This window comes from Kocuria turfanensis, assembly GCF_001580365.1.
Lineage (GTDB): Bacteria > Actinomycetota > Actinomycetes > Actinomycetales > Micrococcaceae > Kocuria > Kocuria turfanensis.
Genome location: NZ_CP014480.1, coordinates 1,865,850 through 1,883,219, shown reverse-complemented (window position 1 = coordinate 1,883,219; position 17,370 = coordinate 1,865,850). Strand labels below are relative to the sequence as shown.

At 74.2% G+C, this 17,370-nt stretch carries 16 protein-coding genes; 9 read left to right on the top strand and 7 right to left on the bottom strand.

Annotation, left to right across the window (positions count from 1 at the left end):
• Positions 1 to 17 precede the first annotated feature (17 nt).
• Entirely contained in the window at positions 18 to 521 is a 504-nt protein-coding gene (locus AYX06_RS08705; RefSeq protein ID WP_062735440.1) for a phosphoribosyltransferase, read from the top strand.
• An 18-nt stretch (positions 522 to 539) separates the two neighbouring features.
• Here the strand turns inward: AYX06_RS08705 and AYX06_RS08700 are convergent, their stop codons facing one another.
• Positions 540 to 1,934 carry an MFS transporter gene (locus AYX06_RS08700; RefSeq protein WP_062735439.1) on the bottom strand — a complete coding sequence of 465 codons (1,395 nt, stop codon included), beginning with the start codon at positions 1,932 to 1,934 and terminating at the stop codon, positions 540 to 542.
• A 214-nt stretch (positions 1,935 to 2,148) separates the two neighbouring features.
• Between AYX06_RS08700 and AYX06_RS08695 the strand changes: the two genes are divergently transcribed.
• From AYX06_RS08695 to AYX06_RS08685, 3 genes are all read left to right on the top strand, one after another.
• The gene (locus tag AYX06_RS08695) at positions 2,149 to 2,910 is read left to right on the top strand and encodes an IclR family transcriptional regulator (RefSeq protein WP_062735438.1); all 762 of its coding nucleotides are present in this window, start codon (positions 2,149 to 2,151) and stop codon (positions 2,908 to 2,910) included.
• Positions 2,911 to 2,983: 73 nt separating this feature from the next.
• Positions 2,984 to 3,886, top strand: a complete 903-nt coding sequence (locus tag AYX06_RS08690; RefSeq protein WP_062735437.1) for a shikimate dehydrogenase — start codon at positions 2,984 to 2,986, stop codon at positions 3,884 to 3,886.
• Positions 3,887 to 3,940: 54 nt separating this feature from the next.
• On the top strand, positions 3,941 to 5,788 hold the full coding sequence (locus AYX06_RS08685) for a bifunctional sugar phosphate isomerase/epimerase/4-hydroxyphenylpyruvate dioxygenase family protein (protein WP_062735436.1): 1,848 nt from the start codon (positions 3,941 to 3,943) through the stop codon (positions 5,786 to 5,788).
• 46 nt (positions 5,789 to 5,834) lie between these two features.
• On the opposite strand, the gene AYX06_RS08680 is transcribed toward AYX06_RS08685, so the two are convergent.
• The gene (locus AYX06_RS08680; RefSeq protein ID WP_062735435.1) at positions 5,835 to 6,314 is read right to left on the bottom strand and encodes a hypothetical protein; all 480 of its coding nucleotides are present in this window, start codon (positions 6,312 to 6,314) and stop codon (positions 5,835 to 5,837) included.
• A 204-nt stretch (positions 6,315 to 6,518) separates the two neighbouring features.
• Between AYX06_RS08680 and ppc the strand changes: the two genes are divergently transcribed.
• Both ppc and AYX06_RS08670 read left to right on the top strand, forming a co-directional pair.
• Entirely contained in the window at positions 6,519 to 9,326 is a 2,808-nt protein-coding gene (gene ppc / locus AYX06_RS08675; RefSeq protein WP_062735434.1) for a phosphoenolpyruvate carboxylase, read from the top strand.
• Between the two features lie 490 nt (positions 9,327 to 9,816).
• A complete protein-coding gene (locus AYX06_RS08670) occupies positions 9,817 to 10,305 on the top strand; it encodes an FBP domain-containing protein (protein WP_062735433.1) in 489 nt (162 codons plus the stop codon).
• 64 nt (positions 10,306 to 10,369) lie between these two features.
• Here AYX06_RS08670 and map read toward each other — a convergent pair whose 3' ends face one another.
• Entirely contained in the window at positions 10,370 to 11,143 is a 774-nt protein-coding gene (gene map / locus AYX06_RS08665; protein WP_062735432.1) for a type I methionyl aminopeptidase, read from the bottom strand.
• Between the two features lie 79 nt (positions 11,144 to 11,222).
• Here map and AYX06_RS08660 point away from each other — a divergent pair, with 79 nt between their 5' ends.
• Complete coding sequence (locus AYX06_RS08660; protein WP_062735431.1) at positions 11,223 to 11,525, top strand: helix-turn-helix domain-containing protein; 303 nt, start codon at positions 11,223 to 11,225, stop codon at positions 11,523 to 11,525.
• 66 nt (positions 11,526 to 11,591) lie between these two features.
• Positions 11,592 to 12,629, top strand: coding sequence for a zinc-dependent alcohol dehydrogenase family protein (locus AYX06_RS08655; protein WP_062735430.1), 1,038 nt, complete (start codon positions 11,592 to 11,594; stop codon positions 12,627 to 12,629).
• A gap of 108 nt (positions 12,630 to 12,737) precedes the next feature.
• Here the strand turns inward: AYX06_RS08655 and AYX06_RS08650 are convergent, their stop codons facing one another.
• A complete protein-coding gene (locus AYX06_RS08650; RefSeq protein ID WP_062735429.1) occupies positions 12,738 to 13,043 on the bottom strand; it encodes a DUF4193 domain-containing protein in 306 nt (101 codons plus the stop codon).
• Positions 13,044 to 13,212: 169 nt separating this feature from the next.
• Between AYX06_RS08650 and AYX06_RS08645 the strand changes: the two genes are divergently transcribed.
• A complete protein-coding gene (locus tag AYX06_RS08645) occupies positions 13,213 to 13,980 on the top strand; it encodes an alpha/beta fold hydrolase (RefSeq protein WP_062735428.1) in 768 nt (255 codons plus the stop codon).
• 44 nt (positions 13,981 to 14,024) lie between these two features.
• Here the strand turns inward: AYX06_RS08645 and AYX06_RS08640 are convergent, their stop codons facing one another.
• The 3 genes from AYX06_RS08640 to AYX06_RS20940 all read right to left on the bottom strand — a co-directional run bounded on the left by AYX06_RS08640 (position 14,025) and on the right by AYX06_RS20940 (position 17,331).
• Positions 14,025 to 14,393: a hypothetical protein gene (locus AYX06_RS08640; protein WP_084271525.1), complete on the bottom strand. Its 369-nt coding sequence runs from the start codon at positions 14,391 to 14,393 to the stop codon at positions 14,025 to 14,027.
• Positions 14,394 to 14,593: 200 nt separating this feature from the next.
• Positions 14,594 to 16,999 (bottom strand): glycoside hydrolase family 31 protein, encoded by a 2,406-nt coding sequence (locus AYX06_RS08635; protein WP_062735427.1) that lies wholly within the window; start codon positions 16,997 to 16,999, stop codon positions 14,594 to 14,596.
• Positions 16,909 to 17,331: a transposase gene (locus tag AYX06_RS20940; protein WP_084271524.1), complete on the bottom strand. Its 423-nt coding sequence runs from the start codon at positions 17,329 to 17,331 to the stop codon at positions 16,909 to 16,911. The genes AYX06_RS08635 and AYX06_RS20940 overlap by 91 nt, the downstream gene beginning before the upstream one ends.
• Between the last annotated feature and the right edge of the window lie 39 nt (positions 17,332 to 17,370).

Sequence of the window (17,370 nt, the reverse complement as noted above, 5' to 3'; positions counted from 1 at the left end):
CGGGTAGCCTGAAGCCCATGGCTTATCACGCGGACGCCCTGGAGCTCGAGGGCAAGGAGATCCTGACCTGGGAGCGCTTCGGCGAGGCGACCCAGGAACTCGCCCGGAGCGTCGCGGACAGCGGCTTCCTCCCGGACATCATCATCGCGGTGGCCCGTGGCGGCCTCCTCCCGGCGGGCGCCCTGTCCTACGCGATGGGGGTGAAGCTCTCCGACGCGATCAACGTGGAGTTCTACACCGACGTGCACCAGACGCTGCCGGACCCGGTCCTGCTCGCCCCCATGCTGGACACCGAGTCCATCGCGGGGCGCAAGCTGCTGGTGGTCGACGACGTGGCCGACTCCGGGCGCACCCTCGCCCTGGTGCTCGAGCTGCTGCGCGGTTTCGGCGCGGAGGCGCGCTCCGCGGTCATCTACGCCAAGCCCCGCTCGGTCGTCGAGCCGGACTTCGTGTGGCGGGCCACCGACGAGTGGATCGTCTTCCCCTGGTCGGCCGCCCCGCCGGTCACGGCCGCCGGTTGACGCCGAGCGGGGTCCGGCTCACCGGGAGGCGCGGGAGCTCCCGCCGGCCCGGTCGATCTCGACCAGCTCGAGAGCCTCGGTGCGGGAGGTGTGCAGGTTGTCGATCTGCTCCAGGGTCCGGTCCTTGGTCTCCGTGGCCGTCAGGGCCGCCGCGGCGGAGACCGCGCAGGCGAGGCTGACGAACAGGGCCACGCCCATCCAGTTGGTGCCCTCGGCGCCGGCCAGGGAGCTGGCGATGACCGGGGTGAGGCCGCCCGAGACGGCGAAGCCGATCTGGGTGCCCATGGCCAGGCCGGTGACCCGCACCCGGGTGGGGAACATCTCGGCGTAGAAGGACGGCCAGATGCCGTTGGCCATCGAGTAGAAGAACCCGGACAGGATCGCGCCGAGGGCGAAGATCAGCACCCAGTTGCCGGCCGAGACCGCGGCCAGGTAGGGGTACATCATCACGGCCGGGCCGATGACGCCGGCGAGGAAGACCGGCTTGCGCCCCACCCGGTCGGCCACCGTCGCGGCCACGGGGATCATCAGCAGGGCCAGGGCGTTGGCGGCGACGGACACCCACAGCATGGTCGAGCGCTCCAGGCCCACCACCGAGGTGGCGAAGGACAGGGACCACACCAGGAACACGACGTTGACGGTGTTGATCATCGCCGCGGCGGCGATCCGCAGGACGGCGGCCTTGTGGTACTTGAGCATCAAGGACAGCGGGGTGGCGGGCTTCTCTCCGGGCAGCGCGGCCTTGGCCTGCTCGAACGCCGGAGGCTCCTCCAGCCGGCGACGGATCACCCAGGCGACGACCACCACCACGGCGGAGAGCCAGAAGGGCACGCGCCAACCCCAGCTGAACAGCTGCTCCTCGGTGAGGAGGAGGGTGAAGGGGATGAACACCGCGGTGGCCAGCAGGGTGCCGAACTGGGTGCCCTGCAGGGTCCAGGACGTGGTGAAGGCCCGGCGGTGCTCCTCGGAGTGCTCCAGGGAGACCGAGATCGCGCTGGCCTGCTCGCCGGAGGCCGACAGGCCCTGGATCACCCGGCACAGCACGAGCAGCGCCGGGGCGAGCAGCCCCGCCTGGTCGTAGGTGGGCAGGCACCCGACGGCGAAGGTCGCCCCGCCCATCATGAACAGCGTCAGCATGAGGACGAACTTCCGGCCCAGGCGGTCCCCGAGGGGACCCATGACCAGGGCCCCCAGCGGGCGCACGACGTAGGCCACGCCCACGGTGCCCATCGACAGCAGGATCGCCACTCCGGGGGAGGCGTCCTGGGGGAAGAACAGGTGGTTGAGCACCAGGGCGGCGGCGGTGCCGTAGACGGCGAAGTCGTAGTACTCCAGGGCCGAGCCGATCCAGCTGGCAAGCGCTGCCTTCTTCGGCGTCTTGACGTGGGCGGCCGGGGGCGAGGCGTGGGTCATGGTCAGGGTCTTTCACTCGAGGGACGCATGGGAAGGGCCGGGTGCGGTCGGTGGTCCGTCGGCGGCCGGCCGCCGGATAAGGGTGTCGACCCCGGGATCCCCCGCGGGAGACCATCAGGTCGACATCCCCTCAGTTTCCACATATCGGCAATAGTTTCTGTATGCTGGACTCACAGCATGTTCCAGATCACACTGGGCGTCAAGGGAGGTGCCTATGGCAACCGAGAAGTCCGGCACGGTCGGCAAAGCACTGGGGCTGCTCACGCTGCTCGGGGACTACCCCGAGGGCGCGACGGCCGGGCAGATCGCCGACGCGGTCGGGTATCCGTTCAGCACGGCCTACCGTCTGCTCAACACCCTGGTCGAGACGGGGTTCGCCGGCTACGACCGGCGGGAGAAGCGGTACCGGCTCGGCCTGCGGATCTACCAGCTGGGCCAGAAGGTCGCCCACCACCGCGGCTTCGAAGGGGCGGCGGTGCCGATCCTCCAGCGCCTGACCGACCTCACTGGAGAGAGCTCGATCCTGGCCGTGCTCGACGACGACCGGTTCCTGACGGTGCACAAGGTGGACGGGCCCCAGTTCCGCACCACCACCGACCCCGGCGACCGCGGGCCCCTGCACACCTCCGCGCTGGGCAAGGTCCTGCTCGCCTGCACCGACCCGGCCACGCGCGAGCACCTGCTCGAGACCATCGAGCTGACGCCGCGCACCGAGCACTCGATCACCGACCGCGCAGAGCTCCGCCGGCAGATCGACCAGGTCCGCCGCCGGGGCTGGGCCGGGCAGCAGGAGGAGAACGACATCGGGATGGCGGCCGTGGCCGTCCCCGTCCTGTCGGCCTCGGACCGGCTGGTCGCCGCCGTGGCCCTGGCCGCCCCGATCTTCCGGGCGGACCAGGAGGCCCTGCAGGCCCACCTGCCGGACCTGCGCCGGGCCGCCGCCACCCTCGCGCTGGAGCTGCCGCTGCGGGCCTGAGCCCACCACGGCCCGTCCGTCCCGGCCCGCCTCCCCGCGGGCCGCGTCCTGTCCACCTTCCGCAAGGAGCCCCATGAGCACCGTCTCCGAGTCCCACCTGGTCGGCCTGATCGGGGCGGGCATCACCGCCAGCCTCACCCCGCCGATGCACGAGACCGAGGCCGCCCACCACGGCCTGCACTACCTCTACCGGCCGGTGGACCTGGAGGTCATCGGCCGCCCGGGCACCGACGTCGGCGAGCTGCTGCGGGCCGGGCGCGACCTCGGCTTCAACGCCTTCAACATCACCCACCCCTGCAAGCAGCTGGTGCTGGCCCACCTGGACGAGGTCAGCCCCGCGGCCGCCGCGCTGGGCGCGGTCAACACCGTGCTCGTGCGGGACGGGCGGTTCATCGGCCACAACACCGACCAGTCCGGCTTCGCCGCCGGGCTCACCACCGAGCTGCCGGGCGCGGCGCGGGACACGGTGGTGCAGATCGGCACCGGGGGGGCCGGCTCGGCGGTGGCCGCCGCGCTGCTGTCCGCGGGGGTGCGCACGCTGCATCTGGTCGACGTGGACCGCACCCGGGCGGCCGAGCGCGCCGCGGCGCTCGCGGCGACCTTCCCCGGCCGCGAGGTGGTGGCCGCCCCGGCCGGGGCCCTGCCCGAGCTGGTCCCGGCCGCCGACGGGGTCGTCAACGCCACCCCGGTGGGCATGCAGCACCACCCCGGCACCCCCGTCGATCCCGCGCTGCTGGACGGGCGCCAGTGGGTGGCGGACGTGGTCTACCTCCCGGTGGACACCGAGCTCGTCGTCGCGGCCCGGGCCAAGGGCTGCCGGGTGCTCGACGGCGGGCACATGGCCGTGGGGCAGGCGGTGGACGCCTTCCGGCTGATCACCGGCGTGGTCCCGGACCGAGCCCGGATGCGCGAGCACTTCCTGCAGCTGCTCGCGGCCCGGCAGAAGGCCCCGCAGACGGCCCCGCTGGGCCCCTGAACCGACCCCGATCCGCCCACGTTCCGCCCACCGACCACAAGGGGCCCCCCCACCATGAGAACCTCCATCGCCACGGTCTGCCTCTCGGGGACGCTCGAGGAGAAGATGCACGCCGCCGCGGCGGCCGGCTTCGACGGGATCGAGGTCTTCGAGCAGGACCTCGTGGTCTCGCCGTCGGCGCCCGAGCAGATCCGGGACCTCGCCGCGGGCCTGGGCCTGGGCCTGGACCTCTACCAGCCCTTCCGCGACGCCGAGGCCGTGCGCCCCGAGCGGTTCGTCGCCAACCTGAAGCGCGCCGAGGCGAAGTTCCGGCTGATGAACCGGCTGGGCACCACGACCATGCTCGTGTGCTCCAACGTCGCGACCGCCGAGATCGACGAGGACGAGGTCATGGCCGGGCAGCTGCGGGCGCTGGGGGACCTCGCCGCGGACCACGGTGTCCGGCTCGCCTACGAGGCCCTGGCCTGGGGGACGTTCGTCGACGACTTCGAGCACGCCCAGCGGATCGTGGACCTCGCCGACCACCCGCACGTGGGCACCTGCCTGGACAGCTTCCACATCCTCTCCCGCGGCTGGGACCCCGCGCCCATCGAGGCCATCGCGGCCGAGAAGATCTTCTTCGTGCAGCTGGCCGACGCCCCGCTGCTGCACATGGACGTCCTCTCCTGGTCCCGCCACCACCGGGTGTTCCCCGGCGAGGGCGACTTCGACATGGTCGGGTTCCTCTCCCACCTGGTCCGCGCCGGCTACGACGGGCCGGTCTCCCTGGAGATCTTCAACGACGCCTTCCGCCAGGCCGACGTGCACCGCACGGCCGTGGACGGGCTGCGCTCCCTGCGCTGGCTGGAGGACCGGACCCGGCGGGCCCTGGCCGGCGAGCCGGCGCGGGACCGGCTGCAGCTGCAGCCGCTGCCGCCGGTGGAGGAACCGGAGGGCTACGACTTCGTGGAGATCCGCACCGGCCGCCTCGGGGAGACCACCCGGCTGCTGCACCAGCTGGGCTTCGCCCTCGGCGGGCACCACCAGTCCAAGGAGCACGTGCAGGTGTGGGTCCAGGGACCCGTGCGGATCGTCGTGAACAACGACGTCGCCCTGGACGACCCCACCGAGGTCGCCGCTCTCGGGTTCGAGGTCGCGGACCCCGACACCGCCCTCGAGCGCGCCATCCGGCTCGCGGCCCGGCCGGTGCCCCGCACCCAGGAGCCGGGCGAGCAGGTGCTGCGCGGGGTCTTCGCCCCGGACGGCACGGAGATCTTCTTCTGCCGGCGTCCCGGCAACGCCGTCCCGGCGTGGCTCGGCGAGTTCGGCGCGGACGAGGAGCTCGACCCCACCTCCCTGATCACCGGCGTGGACCACATCAACATGGCCCAGCCGTGGCAGCACTACGACGAGGCCGTGCTCTTCTACACGTCGGTGCTCGCCCTCGCCGCCCAGCCGGCCCAGGACGTCCCGGGCCCGTCGGGTCTGGTGCGCAGCCAGGTGATGCGCTCGTCCGACGCCGCGGTGCGGCTGCCGCTGAACGTGGCCCCGGCCGCCGCCGAACAGGGCTCCTTCGTGGGCGCGGCCTATCCCGAGCACGTGGCGCTGGCCTGCACGGACGTGGTCGCGGCCGCCCGCCGGGCCCGCCGGCGGGGGCTGGAGCTGCTGCCGGTCCCGCAGAACTACTACGAGGACCTCGCTACCCGGTTCGACCTGGACGAGGCGTTCGTGGGCTCCCTGCAGGAGCTGGACCTGCTCTACGACCGGGACGCCCAGGGCGAGTTCCTGCACTTCTACACGGGCACCCTGGGCACGGTGTTCTTCGAGGTGGTCGAGCGCCGCGGCGGCTACGCCGGGTTCGGGGCGCCCAACGCCCCGGTCCGCCTCGCCGCGCAGTACCGGCGCACGCACGCGCAGGGGTGACCCGCCCGCCGACCGTCCCCGGCGGCCGCGGCCGGGGCCGCGCCGCTCAGCGCAGCGCCGCCCGCACCCCGGGCCGGCCGGCCACCACCAGCCAGAGCACGTTGACGGCCACGAGGGCCACGGTGCTCAGCGCCGGCAGCACGTGACCGCCCAGCAGGAACACCGCCAGGTCGAAGACGTCGCCGAGCACGGCCAGGGAGCAGAAGACCAGGCCGAGCACCCACCCCCACTGCAGCTGCTCCCGCAGCGGGAACCAGACCAGCGCGTAGAGCACCGTCGTCATCACCACGCCGAAGAGCGCCAGCGCGGCCGCCGGCCCGCCCCCGGGCAGCCCGGGGACGCTGATGGCGTCCTCCAGGCCCGGCAGCAGGGTGCTGAGCCCCACCATCGCCTGCACGGCGGAGTCCGCCACGTTGACCGCGAACGAGAGCAGGGTGAGCCGCAGCAGCAGGTGCAGCTCGGCCGTCCGGGGCGGCCGGGCCGACCCCGGCACCGGGCCGGGCGAGCCGTACGGGTCTCGGGTCATGGCGGTGCCTCCTGGCGCGCGCGAGGTGCTCACCGCCGAACCTACCGCTCCGGGGCCGGACGGGCACGGGAGCACCCGGGCCGTGACGCCGGATACACCCGCCCGGGCCCGCGGGGTAGGGTGGACGGGTAGGCACCGACGGCGCGACCGGTCGTCGGTCGTGCGCGATTCCGCCCCGACCGACGAGCCAGGAGCAGCCGAGACATGACGACGCAGCACGACCGGCCCCCGCACACCGCCCCCAGCCCCGCCGGGGTGATCGACGCCCCGCTGCGGGCCGACGTCCGGCGGATCACCACCCTGCTGGGAGAGACCCTGACCCGCCAGCGCGGCGAGGAGCTGCTGGACCTCGTCGAGCAGGTCCGCCGGCTCACCAAGGACGCCAAGGCCTCCGAGGACGACGGCGCCGCGGCCCAGGTCCGCGAGCTCCTCGGCTCCCTGCCCCTGGACCGGGCGACCGACCTGGTGCGGGCCTTCGCCCAGTACTTCCACCTGGCCAACGCGGCCGAGCAGGTGCACCGGGTGCGCGTGCTCGGCGGGCGGCCCGAGGAGGAGGGATGGATCGCCGCGGCGGTCGGCGACGTCGCCGCGGAGGCCGGCCCGGAGGCCCTGCGCCGGGCGGTCGACTCCCTCGACGTCCGCCCGGTCTTCACGGCCCACCCCACCGAGGCCTCCCGCCGCTCCGTGCTGACGAAGATCCGGCACCTCTCCGACATCCTGGCCCACGAGACCCCGGAGGGCTCCGCCGCCCGCCGGAGCCAGGACCGGCGGCTCGCGGAGCTGATCGAGCTGCTCTGGCAGACCGACGAGCTGCGCCAGAACCGGCCCACCCCGCTGGACGAGGCCCGCAACGCCCTCTACTACCTGCGGGAGGTGCTCACCGAGACCATGCCCGTGCTGCTCGCGGACCTCGAGGAGCAGCTCGCGGAGCACGGCGTGCACCTCCCGGCGGGCGCCCCGCCGCTGCGCTTCGGCTCCTGGATCGGCGGGGACCGGGACGGCAACCCCAACGTCACCCCCGAGATGACCCGGAAGGTCCTGCAGCTGCAGGGACAGGCCGCCGTCGACATCGCACTGAGCTTCCTGGACGTCCTGGTCTCCCGGATCTCCTCCTCGACCGCCATCGTCGAGGTCGACCCCGAGCTGCTGGAGTCCGTGCGGCGGGACGTGGCGCACCTGCCCGGGCTGGACCCGCGGGTGCTGGAGCTCAACGCGCAGGAGCCCTACCGGCTCAAGCTCACCTGCATCAAGGCCAAGCTGATCAACACCCGCCGCCGCTTCGCCGAGGAGACGGCCCACGAGCCGGGCCGGGACTACCGGACCACCGCCGAGCTCGTGGCCGACCTCGACGTGGTGGCCCGGTCCCTGCGCCACCACGCGGGGGCGCTCGCCGCCGACGGCACTCTCGCGGCCGCCACCCGCACGATCGCCGGGTTCGGGCTGGGCCTGGCGACCCTCGACGTGCGCGAGCACGCCGACGCCCACCACGAGGCCGTGGGGCAGCTGCTCGACCGGCTCGGGGAGCTCGACCGGCCGTACGCGGAGATGTCCCGGGCCGAGCGCGCGCAGGTGCTGGCCGGCGAGCTCGCCGGCCGCCGCCCCCTCGCCCCTCCGGGGCTGTCCACCGGCGCCGTGCACCTGGACGGGGACGCGGACCGCACCTTCGCGGTGTTCCGGGAGATCGTCCGGGCGCAGGAGACCTACGGCGAGGAGGTCGTCGAGACCTACATCGTGTCCATGACCCGCGCGGCCGACGACATCCTGGCCCCCGTCATCCTGGCCCGCGAGGCCGGGCTGGTGGACCTCACGGGCGAGCAGGACCGCGCCGGCATCGGCTTCGCGCCCCTGCTGGAGACCGTCCAGGAGCTGCGCCGCTCGGCGGAGGTCATCGACGAGCTGCTCTCCGACCCCGCCTACCGGCGCGTGGTCGCGGCGCGCGGGAACGTCCAGGAGGTCATGCTCGGCTACTCCGACTCCAACAAGGAGTCCGGGGTGATGACCAGCCGCTGGGAGATCCACCGGACCGAGCGCCGGCTGCGCGACGTCGCCGCCCGGCACGGGGTCCGGCTGCGGCTCTTCCACGGCCGCGGCGGTTCCGTGGGCCGCGGCGGCGGCCCCACCCACGACGCCATCCTGGCCCAGCCCAGCGGCGTCCTGGCCGGGGAGATCAAGTTCACCGAGCAGGGCGAGGTGATCAGCGACAAGTTCTCCCTGCCCGCCCTCGCCCGGGAGAACCTGGAGCTGTCCCTGGCCGCCGTGCTGCGCGCCACCGCCCTGCACCAGGACCCGCGCTCCACGGAGGAGGAGCTGGACCGCTGGGGCGAGGTCATGGACGTCGTCAGCGACGCCGCCTTCGCCGCGTACCAGGGCCTGGTCGAGGACCCCGACCTGCCGGAGTACTTCCTGACCGCCACCCCGGTGGAGCAGCTCGGCGCCCTGAACATCGGCTCCCGCCCGGCCAAGCGCCCGTCGTCGGACAAGGGCCTGTCCGGGCTGCGGGCCATCCCGTGGGTGTTCGGCTGGACGCAGTCCCGCCAGATCGTCCCCGGCTGGTTCGGCGTGGGCTCGGGCCTGCGCGCCGCCCGCGAGGCGGGGATGGAGACCGACCTGCGCACCATGCTCGAGCGCTGGCACTTCTTCCGCTCCGTGGTCTCCAACGTGGAGATGACCGTGGCGAAGACCGACCTGGAGGTCGCCGCCCACTACGTCCGGGCGCTGGTGCCCGAACGGCTCCAGCACCTGTTCGAGGTGATCCGCCGCGAGTACGAGCTCACCCTGGACGAGCTCTCCCGGCTCACCGGGCAGGAGGAGCTGCTGGACGGCAACCCCACCCTGAAGCAGACGCTCCAGGTCCGGGACCAGTACCTCGACCCCATCTCCTACCTGCAGGTGGAGCTGCTGAGCCGGATCCGGGAGCAGGCCGCCGCGGGCCAGGAGGTCGACGAGGGCCTGCAGCGGGCCCTGCTCATCACCATCAACGGGGTGGCCGCCGGGCTGCGCAACACCGGCTGAGCCGGTGAGCCCGCACGGTGGCCGCCGTCGGCCACCGTGCGGCCCGGCGCTCCGCGCGGGGCAGGACCCCGGCGTGCCGGCGGCGTGGCAGCGGCGGCCCGGTCGGCCTAGAGTGGGGGCATGGGCGAACGGAGCGGCACGGCAGAGCTGCCGGTGCCCCCTGCCCGTCCGTCCTCGGCCGGCCCTGCGACGTTCCCAGGAGGTTCCGGCGGCTGCTCCGCCGGTCAGAGATAGTGCCGCCCCGTCGGATCCCGGGCCGGCGCCGCCTCCACCGCTCGGTGCGGTGACCGGGGCGGCCTCTCCCTGCCCGGGCCCGGTCCCCGGCGTGTGCCGGCCACCGGGCGTCCGACGGTCGACGACCACCTGACCCTCTTCCGCGCCGCCCCCTCGGACCGGCCGGGACCGGTGCCCCTCGCGGCGCACCCGGCTCCGGCCGGTGCCCTGGCGTGGGCGGGCGGGAGACCCTCACCCCACCCGAAGGACCTTCCGCATGCACCCGCTGACCGAAGCAGAGATCCGCTCCAGCCTCATCAACTGTTCCCGCAAGGACGCCGCCCGCCTGCCCGTGCCCCCGGACCTCGGGGCCCTGGACTGGGACCGGCTGGACTACCTGGGATGGCGCGACCCGCAGTCCCCGCGCCGGGGATTCGCCGTCGTCCCCACCGAGCAGGGCCCGAAGGGCATCGTGGTGCAGACCTCCGGGGCCGCGGGGGCGGGGAAGCAGGCGATGTGCGCCTGGTGCCAGGACGTGCGGCTGCCCCACCCCGTGGTGATGTACGTGGCCCGCCGCGCCGGGGCGGCCGGACGCGAGGGCTCGACCGTGGGCACCCTGGTCTGTGCGGGCTTCCAGTGCTCGGCCAACGTCCGCAAGCGCCCGCCCTCCCCGTACAAGGGCTTCGACATGGACGCCTACGTCGCCGACCGCATCGCCGGTCTGCGCGAGAGGTCCCGGGGCTTCGTGGCCGCCGTGGACCGCTGACGGCGCCGCGCTCAGGGCCCCTGCGCCGGCCCCGGGCCGGCGCAGGGGCCCTCGTGGCTGCGGCTCACTGCTGCGCCAGCGTGAGGATCTCGGGTCCGTCGTCGGTGATGGCGATCGTGTGCTCGCTGTGCGCCGCCCGGCAGCCCGTCGCGCTGCGCAGCGTCCACCCGTCGGCGTCGGTGACGAGCTCGGCGGTGTCCTCCATGGCCCACGGCTCCAGGGCCAGCAGCAGGCCGGAGCGCAGCCTGTAGCCGCGGCCGGGTCGTCCGGTGTTCGCCACGTGCGGGTCCTGGTGCATCGTCGACCCGATGCCGTGGCCCCCGAACTCCGTGTTCACCGGATATCCCGCCGCACCGAGGACGGCACCGATGGCGTGGGAGATGTCGCCGACGCGGGCCCCGGGGACGGCGGCGGCGACCCCCGCGGCCAGCGCGCGCTCGGTCGCGTCGATCAGCGCGACGCTCTCCGGGGGCTCGGCGCCGCCCACGAGGAAGCTGATGGCCGAGTCCGCGGCGAGCCCGTCCCGGGAGACGGCGAGGTCCAGGGTCAGCAGATCCCCGTCGGCCAGCTCGTAGTCGTGGGGACGCCCGTGGAGCACGGCGTCGTTGACGGCGGTGCAGATGTAGTGGCCGAACGGCCCGCGTCCGAAGGACGGCGCGTAGTCGACGTAGCAGGACAGCGCTCCGGCCTCCAGGATCATGGTCCGCGTCCACCGGTCGATGTCGAGGAGGTTCGTCCCCACCGTGATGCGGTTCCTGAGGGTCTGCAGGATGCCGGCGACCAGGGCGCCGGTGTCCTTCGCCCGGGCCGTCTCGCCGGGGTGCAGGATCTCGATCATGGGGGTTCTCCTCCGCCGTCCGATAACTATCCCGGTCCTATGATCCCGGCCATGTTATCCCGGTACTAGAATCGGAGCCATGGTCAGACTGCCGCTCACTCCCGCCGAGGTCGAACGCGGGCAGCGCCTCGGTGCCCTGCTGCGCCGGGGCAGGGGGGAGCGCTCGATGCTCGAGACCGCGCTCGACGCGGGGGTCTCACCGGAGACCCTGCGGAAGATCGAGTCCGGCCGCGTCGCCACTCCTGCCTTTCCGACCATCGCGGCGATCGCCGGCGTGCTCGGCCTGTCCCTCGACCAGGTGTGGGCCGAGATCAACCGGCCCCACGCCGAGGCCGGTCCCACGGGACCAGGCCCCACCGCCCGCGAACAGCTGGCCTCGTAGGCCACGGTCCCGCAGCCCCGTGCCGCCCGGTGCGGGAAGCCGGACGGCCGTGGGAGAGTGGGAGGCATGCGCGCAGTGGTGATCGATGCCGTCCGGGCCCAGCCCGAGGTCCGTGACGTCGCCGAGCCCTCGGCCCCGCCGCACGGGGTGGTCGTCCAGGTGCGGGCCACAGGCCTGTGCCGCAGCGACTGGCACGCCTGGGCCGGGCACGACGAGATCGCATGGCCCCACGTGCCCGGGCACGAGCTGGCCGGAGTGGTCGCCGCGGTCGGCGAGGGCGTGCGCCGGTGGAGGACCGGGGACCGGGTCACCGTCCCGTTCGTCTGCGGCTGCGGTCGCTGCGACTGGTGCCGGGCCGGCGACGCGCAGGTCTGCCCCGCGCAGGAGCAGCCGGGGTTCACCCACTGGGGGTCCTTCGCCGAGTACGTCGCCCTGCACGCCGCCGACACGAATCTCGTGGCCGTCCCCGAGCACGTCGACTTCGCCACCGCGGCCGGGCTGGGATGCCGGTTCGCCACGGCGTACCGGGCCCTGGCCGCGCGGGCGCGCGTGGCCGAGGGGGAGTGGGTGACCGTGCTCGGCGCCGGCGGCGTGGGGCTCAGCGCGGTGATGATCGCCCGCGCGCTGGGCGGCCGGGTGATCGCGGTCGACCGCAACCCCGAGGCGCTCGCCCGCGCCCGCGAGCTGGGCGCGGAGCACGCGCTGCGCGCGGACGGGACCGACGTCCCGGAGGCCGTCGCCGACCTCACCGGCGGCGGCAGCCACGTGGCCGTCGACGCCGTGGGCAGCGAGCAGACCTGCGCCGACGCCGTCCTGAGCCTGCGCCGGCGGGGACGGCACGTCCAGATCGGCCTGCTGCCGCCGGTCGAGGGCCACCCGCGGGTCCCGATGGCGCGCGTCATCGGCTGGGAGCTCGACCTGCTCGGCAGCCACGGGATGGCGGCGGCCGACTATCCGGCCATGATCTCGCTGATCGAGCAGGGCGCCCTGCAGCCCCAGAGGCTCATCGAGCGCACCATCGGCCTCGACGCCGCCGCGGCGCTGCTGCCCGTGTTCGACCGGGCGACGCCCGCCGGCATCACCATGATCGACCCGGCGCTGTAGCCGCCGTCGAGGAGTCGCGCGGCGGGAGGGCACCGGACCGCCGACGCCCGGGCCCCGGCGCGACGTGCGCCGGGGCCCGGGCCGTCGTGTGCCGGCGGGCTGCCGGGGTCAGCCCTCGCAGTCGCTGCAGTAGCTGGTGCCGGCGCTGGTGCGGGCGAGCTGGGAGCGGTGGCGGACGAGGAAGCAGGCCCCGCAGGTGAACTCGTCGCTCTGCTCGGGGATGACGGCCACGGTGAGTTCTTCGTGGGAGAGATCCGCCCCGGGCAGGTCGATGCCCTCGGCGGTGTCGAAGTCCTCGGCGTCGATCACCGCGGTCTGGGTGGCGGCGCTGCGCTGGACCTGGATCGCTTCCAGGGACTCGTTGGCCGGCTCGTCCTCGGGGCGAGTGCGCGGAGCGTCGTAGTCGGTGGCCATGATGTGGTGCGTCCTCCTGGGAAAGGCGTTGCTGTGCAGGGCTGCCCTGCACGGAAGGACCAAAGTGTAACCGCACCCGGTGGGGATCTGCTGGGCCCGGGGGCGTCGGCCCGGTCCGCCGCGCGGCGGTACTGGCGCGGCGCCCGCCGGGACGGCGAGACTGGGGCCCATGGGCACCGAGGAGACCGACCGGCCCGCGCAGCTGTGGTTCGGCGCCCGGGGGGACGGGCCGCCCTTCGTGCTGCTGCATCCCGGCGGCACGGACTCCCGGGCCCTGGAGCCGCTGGCCGGGGAACTGACGGGCAGCTACCGGGTGCTCACCCCGGAGCAGCGCGCCCACGGCCACACCCCTGACCCGGGCGGTCCGCTGTCCTACGCCACGATGGCGGGGGACACGATCGCCTTCCTGGAGCGGGAGGTGGGGGCCCCGGTGCACCTGCTGGGCTACAGCGACGGGGCCGTCGTCGCCCTGGCCGTGGCGCTGCGGCGCCCCGACCTGGTCCGCGACCTGGTCGTCGCCGCCGGGGTCCACCACCACAGCGGGTGGGCGCCGGGAGTCCTCGAGGACCGGGCGCAGGTGCCGGAGTTCATGGTCGACGCCTACGCCGAGGTCTCGCCCGACGGGCGCGAGCACTACGGGCAGGTGGTGGAGAAGCTGCAGCGGATGCACGCGGCGGAACCGGCCTTCACGGACGCGGACCTGGCGGGTCTCGACGTTCCCGTGCTGGTGCTCCTCGGCGACGACGACGAGGTCCGGCTCGAGCACGCCGTGGCCATGTACCGCGCCCTGCCGCAGGCGGAGCTGGCCGTGGTCCCGCACGCCTCCCACGGGGTGCTGGTGGAGAAGCCGGGGCTGTGCGCGCGGCTGATCACCGACTTCCACGCCACCGACAAGCCGGAGACCTTCGCCCCGATACGGCGCCGCACGGACGCCTGAGCGGGGCGCGCCGGGTCCGGCCGGGGCTCCCTCGGCGGCGGTTCCTAGTGCTCGGGAGACCCGGGGTCGTCGCGGTCCAGCACGTCGCCGTCCTGGACCGGGACGTTGGGCTCCGTCCCGGCGGGGTCCCCGCGGGGCGGGGCCCGGTCGCCCCGCAGGTCGTCGACGTAGGGGGCCGGCGGCGGGGCCTGAGCGGCGACGAGCTCGTTGGCGGCCTGGGCGAGCAGGTCCCGCTGCAGCGGCGGCAGGCTCAGGGAGTGGTGCAGATAGGCGTCGACCTCCAGCTCGCTGACCTCCCCGCCGATGCTGAAGTAGGACAGCCACAGCCGATCACGGTCGATCCCGGCGGCCACCATCGTGGCCCGCAGCCGGCGGGCCTGCTCGTGGCCGATCGCCTCGTCGTCGGCGCCCATGGTCCTCACCGTCCTCGCTCCTGCTCGCGGTCCCCAGCACCTCGGTGGTGACCCGCACCACGGTCGCGGACGAGCTCCCGTGCGCGAGCCGGCCGCACCGTCTCGTGCACAGTAGGCGCCGGGGACGGACGGGCGCACCTCGGTTGCGCTGTGCGGACGGCCCCGGACCGGAGGGTCCGGCCGGCTGCCGGGCGCCGGGGTCAGGCGCCGTCCCGGACAGCCAGGACCAGCTCGGCGAGCGCGCTGAGCAGCGGTCCCTCGGCGCCCAGGGCCGGGGCCTGGCCCAGCGCCGCCACGGGATCCTGCCGGACGGCGGTGTAGAGGCGCTGCTTGACGTCGTAGCCGATCTGGGCGTCGTTGAGCATGTCGAAGACCCGGGGCGCCGGATCCGGGACCGCCACCCCGCGCAGGCCCGGGGAGCGGAGCACGACCCGCGCCCCGGCCGGGACGTCCGGGACCGTGACGGAGGTGCGCCGGTCCCGCCGGACGACGGACACCGGGACGTCGTCGCCGTCCACGGTGACGGCGAGGCCGGTCAGCTCCGCGGCGCCGAGGACGGTGACGGTCCAGCTCCGCGCCGGCGGCAGGCAGCCGAGGTGGCCCCGCGCCGGGCCGAGCGAGAACTCCCCGGCCGCGACGTCGAGGGACAGCTCGGTGCGGGCCCAGCGGGCCGGGTCCCGGCCGTCGCCGGCGCCGTCGTCCTCGTCCAGGACGGAGCCGTGGGAGGCGCCGGCCACGACCAGCACCTCGAGCTCGGCGGGGTTTCCCGGGCCCGGCGCAGCGTCGGGGTCCGCGCCGGCCAGCGGGACGATGGCACCGGCGCGCGCCAGGACGGGCAGCTCGCCGAGGCCGCGGTGCAGCATGAGCTCGCGCCCCCCGTCGTAGACCGTGCCGGTGCACAGGTCCGTCCACGACCCCTCCGGCAGCCACACGGGCACCGCGGCGCGGGTGAGCACGGGGTCCACGGGCGCTGTCACGGGGGCGACCATCAGCTCGGGGCCGAACAGGTACTGGTGGTCGTAGCGGTAGGCCTGCTCCGCCTCCGGGTGCTCGAAGTACAGGGGCCGGACCAGGGGCACGCCGTCGACGGCCGCGGCGCGGTTGGCGGTGTGCAGGTAGGGGATCAGGCGGTGCCGCAGGCGCAGGCCGCGCTCCATGATCTCGGCGTAGGGGGAGCGGTAGCGCCACGGCTCCTTGGCGATGAAGTCGTTGTTGCCCGAGTGCAGGCGCAGCATCGGGGAGAACACCCCGAACTGCAGCCAGCGCGTGGCCAGCTCGTCGTCGCGGGAGCCGTAGATGTGCCCGCCGATGTCGTGGCTCCACCAGCCGAAGCCGATGTTCGCCGCCGTCGCGGTGAACCGCGGCTGGAAGGCCAGCGAGGCCCAGGAGATGACGGTGTCGCCGGAGAACCCCACGGGGTAGCGGTGGCTGCCGGGTCCCGCGTACCGGGAGAGGATCAGCGGCCGCTCGCCGCCCGAGGCGGAGTCCAGGAAGTGGTAGTGGTTGAGCACCCACAGCGGGTCGACCCCGGGCAGGCGGGAGTGCTCGCCGGACTGCCAGTCGATCCACCAGAAGTCCACGCCGTCCGCCTCCAGGCCCCGGTGCAGGACCTCGAAGTAGGCGGAGACGAACTCCCGGTCGGTGACGTCGAAGGCCACCGGCTCCTCCGTCCCCGGGTCCCGGCCCAAGGCCTGGAGCATCGCGGGATAGGGCTCCTCGAAGGAGCGCACGCCGTCGGCCGGGTGCAGGTTGAGGGTGACCCGGTAGCCGCGCTCGTGCGCCCATCCCAGGAAGCGCCGCGGGTCCGGGAAGAGCTCCCGGTTCCAGGTGTAGCCGGTCCAGCCCGAGCCGTGGTGGCGTTCCACGTGCTCGTCGGTGAGGTGCCAGTCCATGTCCACCACGAGCACGGAGAAGGGCAGGCGGCGGTCCGCGAAGTCCTGGACCAGCTGCCGGTACTCGGTCTCGTCGTAGGCGTGGTAGCGGCTCCACCAGTTGCCCAGCGCGTAGCGGGGCAGCACCGGCTGCGGCCCGGACAGCGCGTAGAAGGCGCGCAGGGCCTCCTGGTGGTCGTGGCCGTAGCCGAAGAAGTAGAGGTCCACCGCGCCCTCCTCGCGGGGACGCGGGGCGTACCAGCCGTCCTCCGTGAGCAGCACCGAGGCCGAGTCGTCGACCACCCCGAAGCCCTCCCGGGAGTTGATGCCCGGCTCGAGCGGGATGGGGCCGTCGGCCTCGTCGAGGGTGCGGGCGGTCCCGCCGAGCGTGGGCACCGGCGTGCCGTAGCGCCACACGCTGTGGTAGTTGGTCACCCCGCCGCGCACCTGCACGGACAGACCCGAGGGGCTGAACTCCCGCTCGTCGTAGCTCAGGTGGATCCGGTCGGTGAACAGCTCGAGGCCGGCCTCCGAGCGCCGGACGCGGAACGGCGGCACCGGGAACCGCCGGTGCACCGCGAAGGCCGAGGGCCGGTCCTCGAACCGTCCGCCGGGGCTGTACTCCAGGCGGAGCAGCCCGTCGGTCAGCACGGTGATGCGGTAGTGCGCGCCGGCGACGACGGCGGCGGGCTCCGGGGAGCCGTGGCCGGTGGGACGGAAGCGGGGGAGGGGCATTCCCCCAGCGTAGGGCCCCGGGTCCGGCGGGGGCTGGGGCACGTCTCCGGTGCAGTCCTCCGGTGTGGTCCTCCGGGTCGGAGGAAGGCGGCCCGGACCCTGTCCCCGGGTCCGTCGGCGCTGCAGCGGCCGCGCCGCGTCCGCCCGGCCTGCCAGGGCCCGAACTGTTCGGGGACGTCACGCCAGGCGGTCCCGCACCGGCAGGGGCAGCGGGTGCCCTCCACCACGGGACGGTCGTCGCGCAGCGGCCGGCCTCTCTTGCCGTCGGAGAACGGCCAGGGAGGCCGGATCCGTGCCCATCGGTCATCGCTCAGCACAGCCGCACGGGACATGCCTCCGGCGTCGAAGAACCCCTCCCACGATGGAGAGGA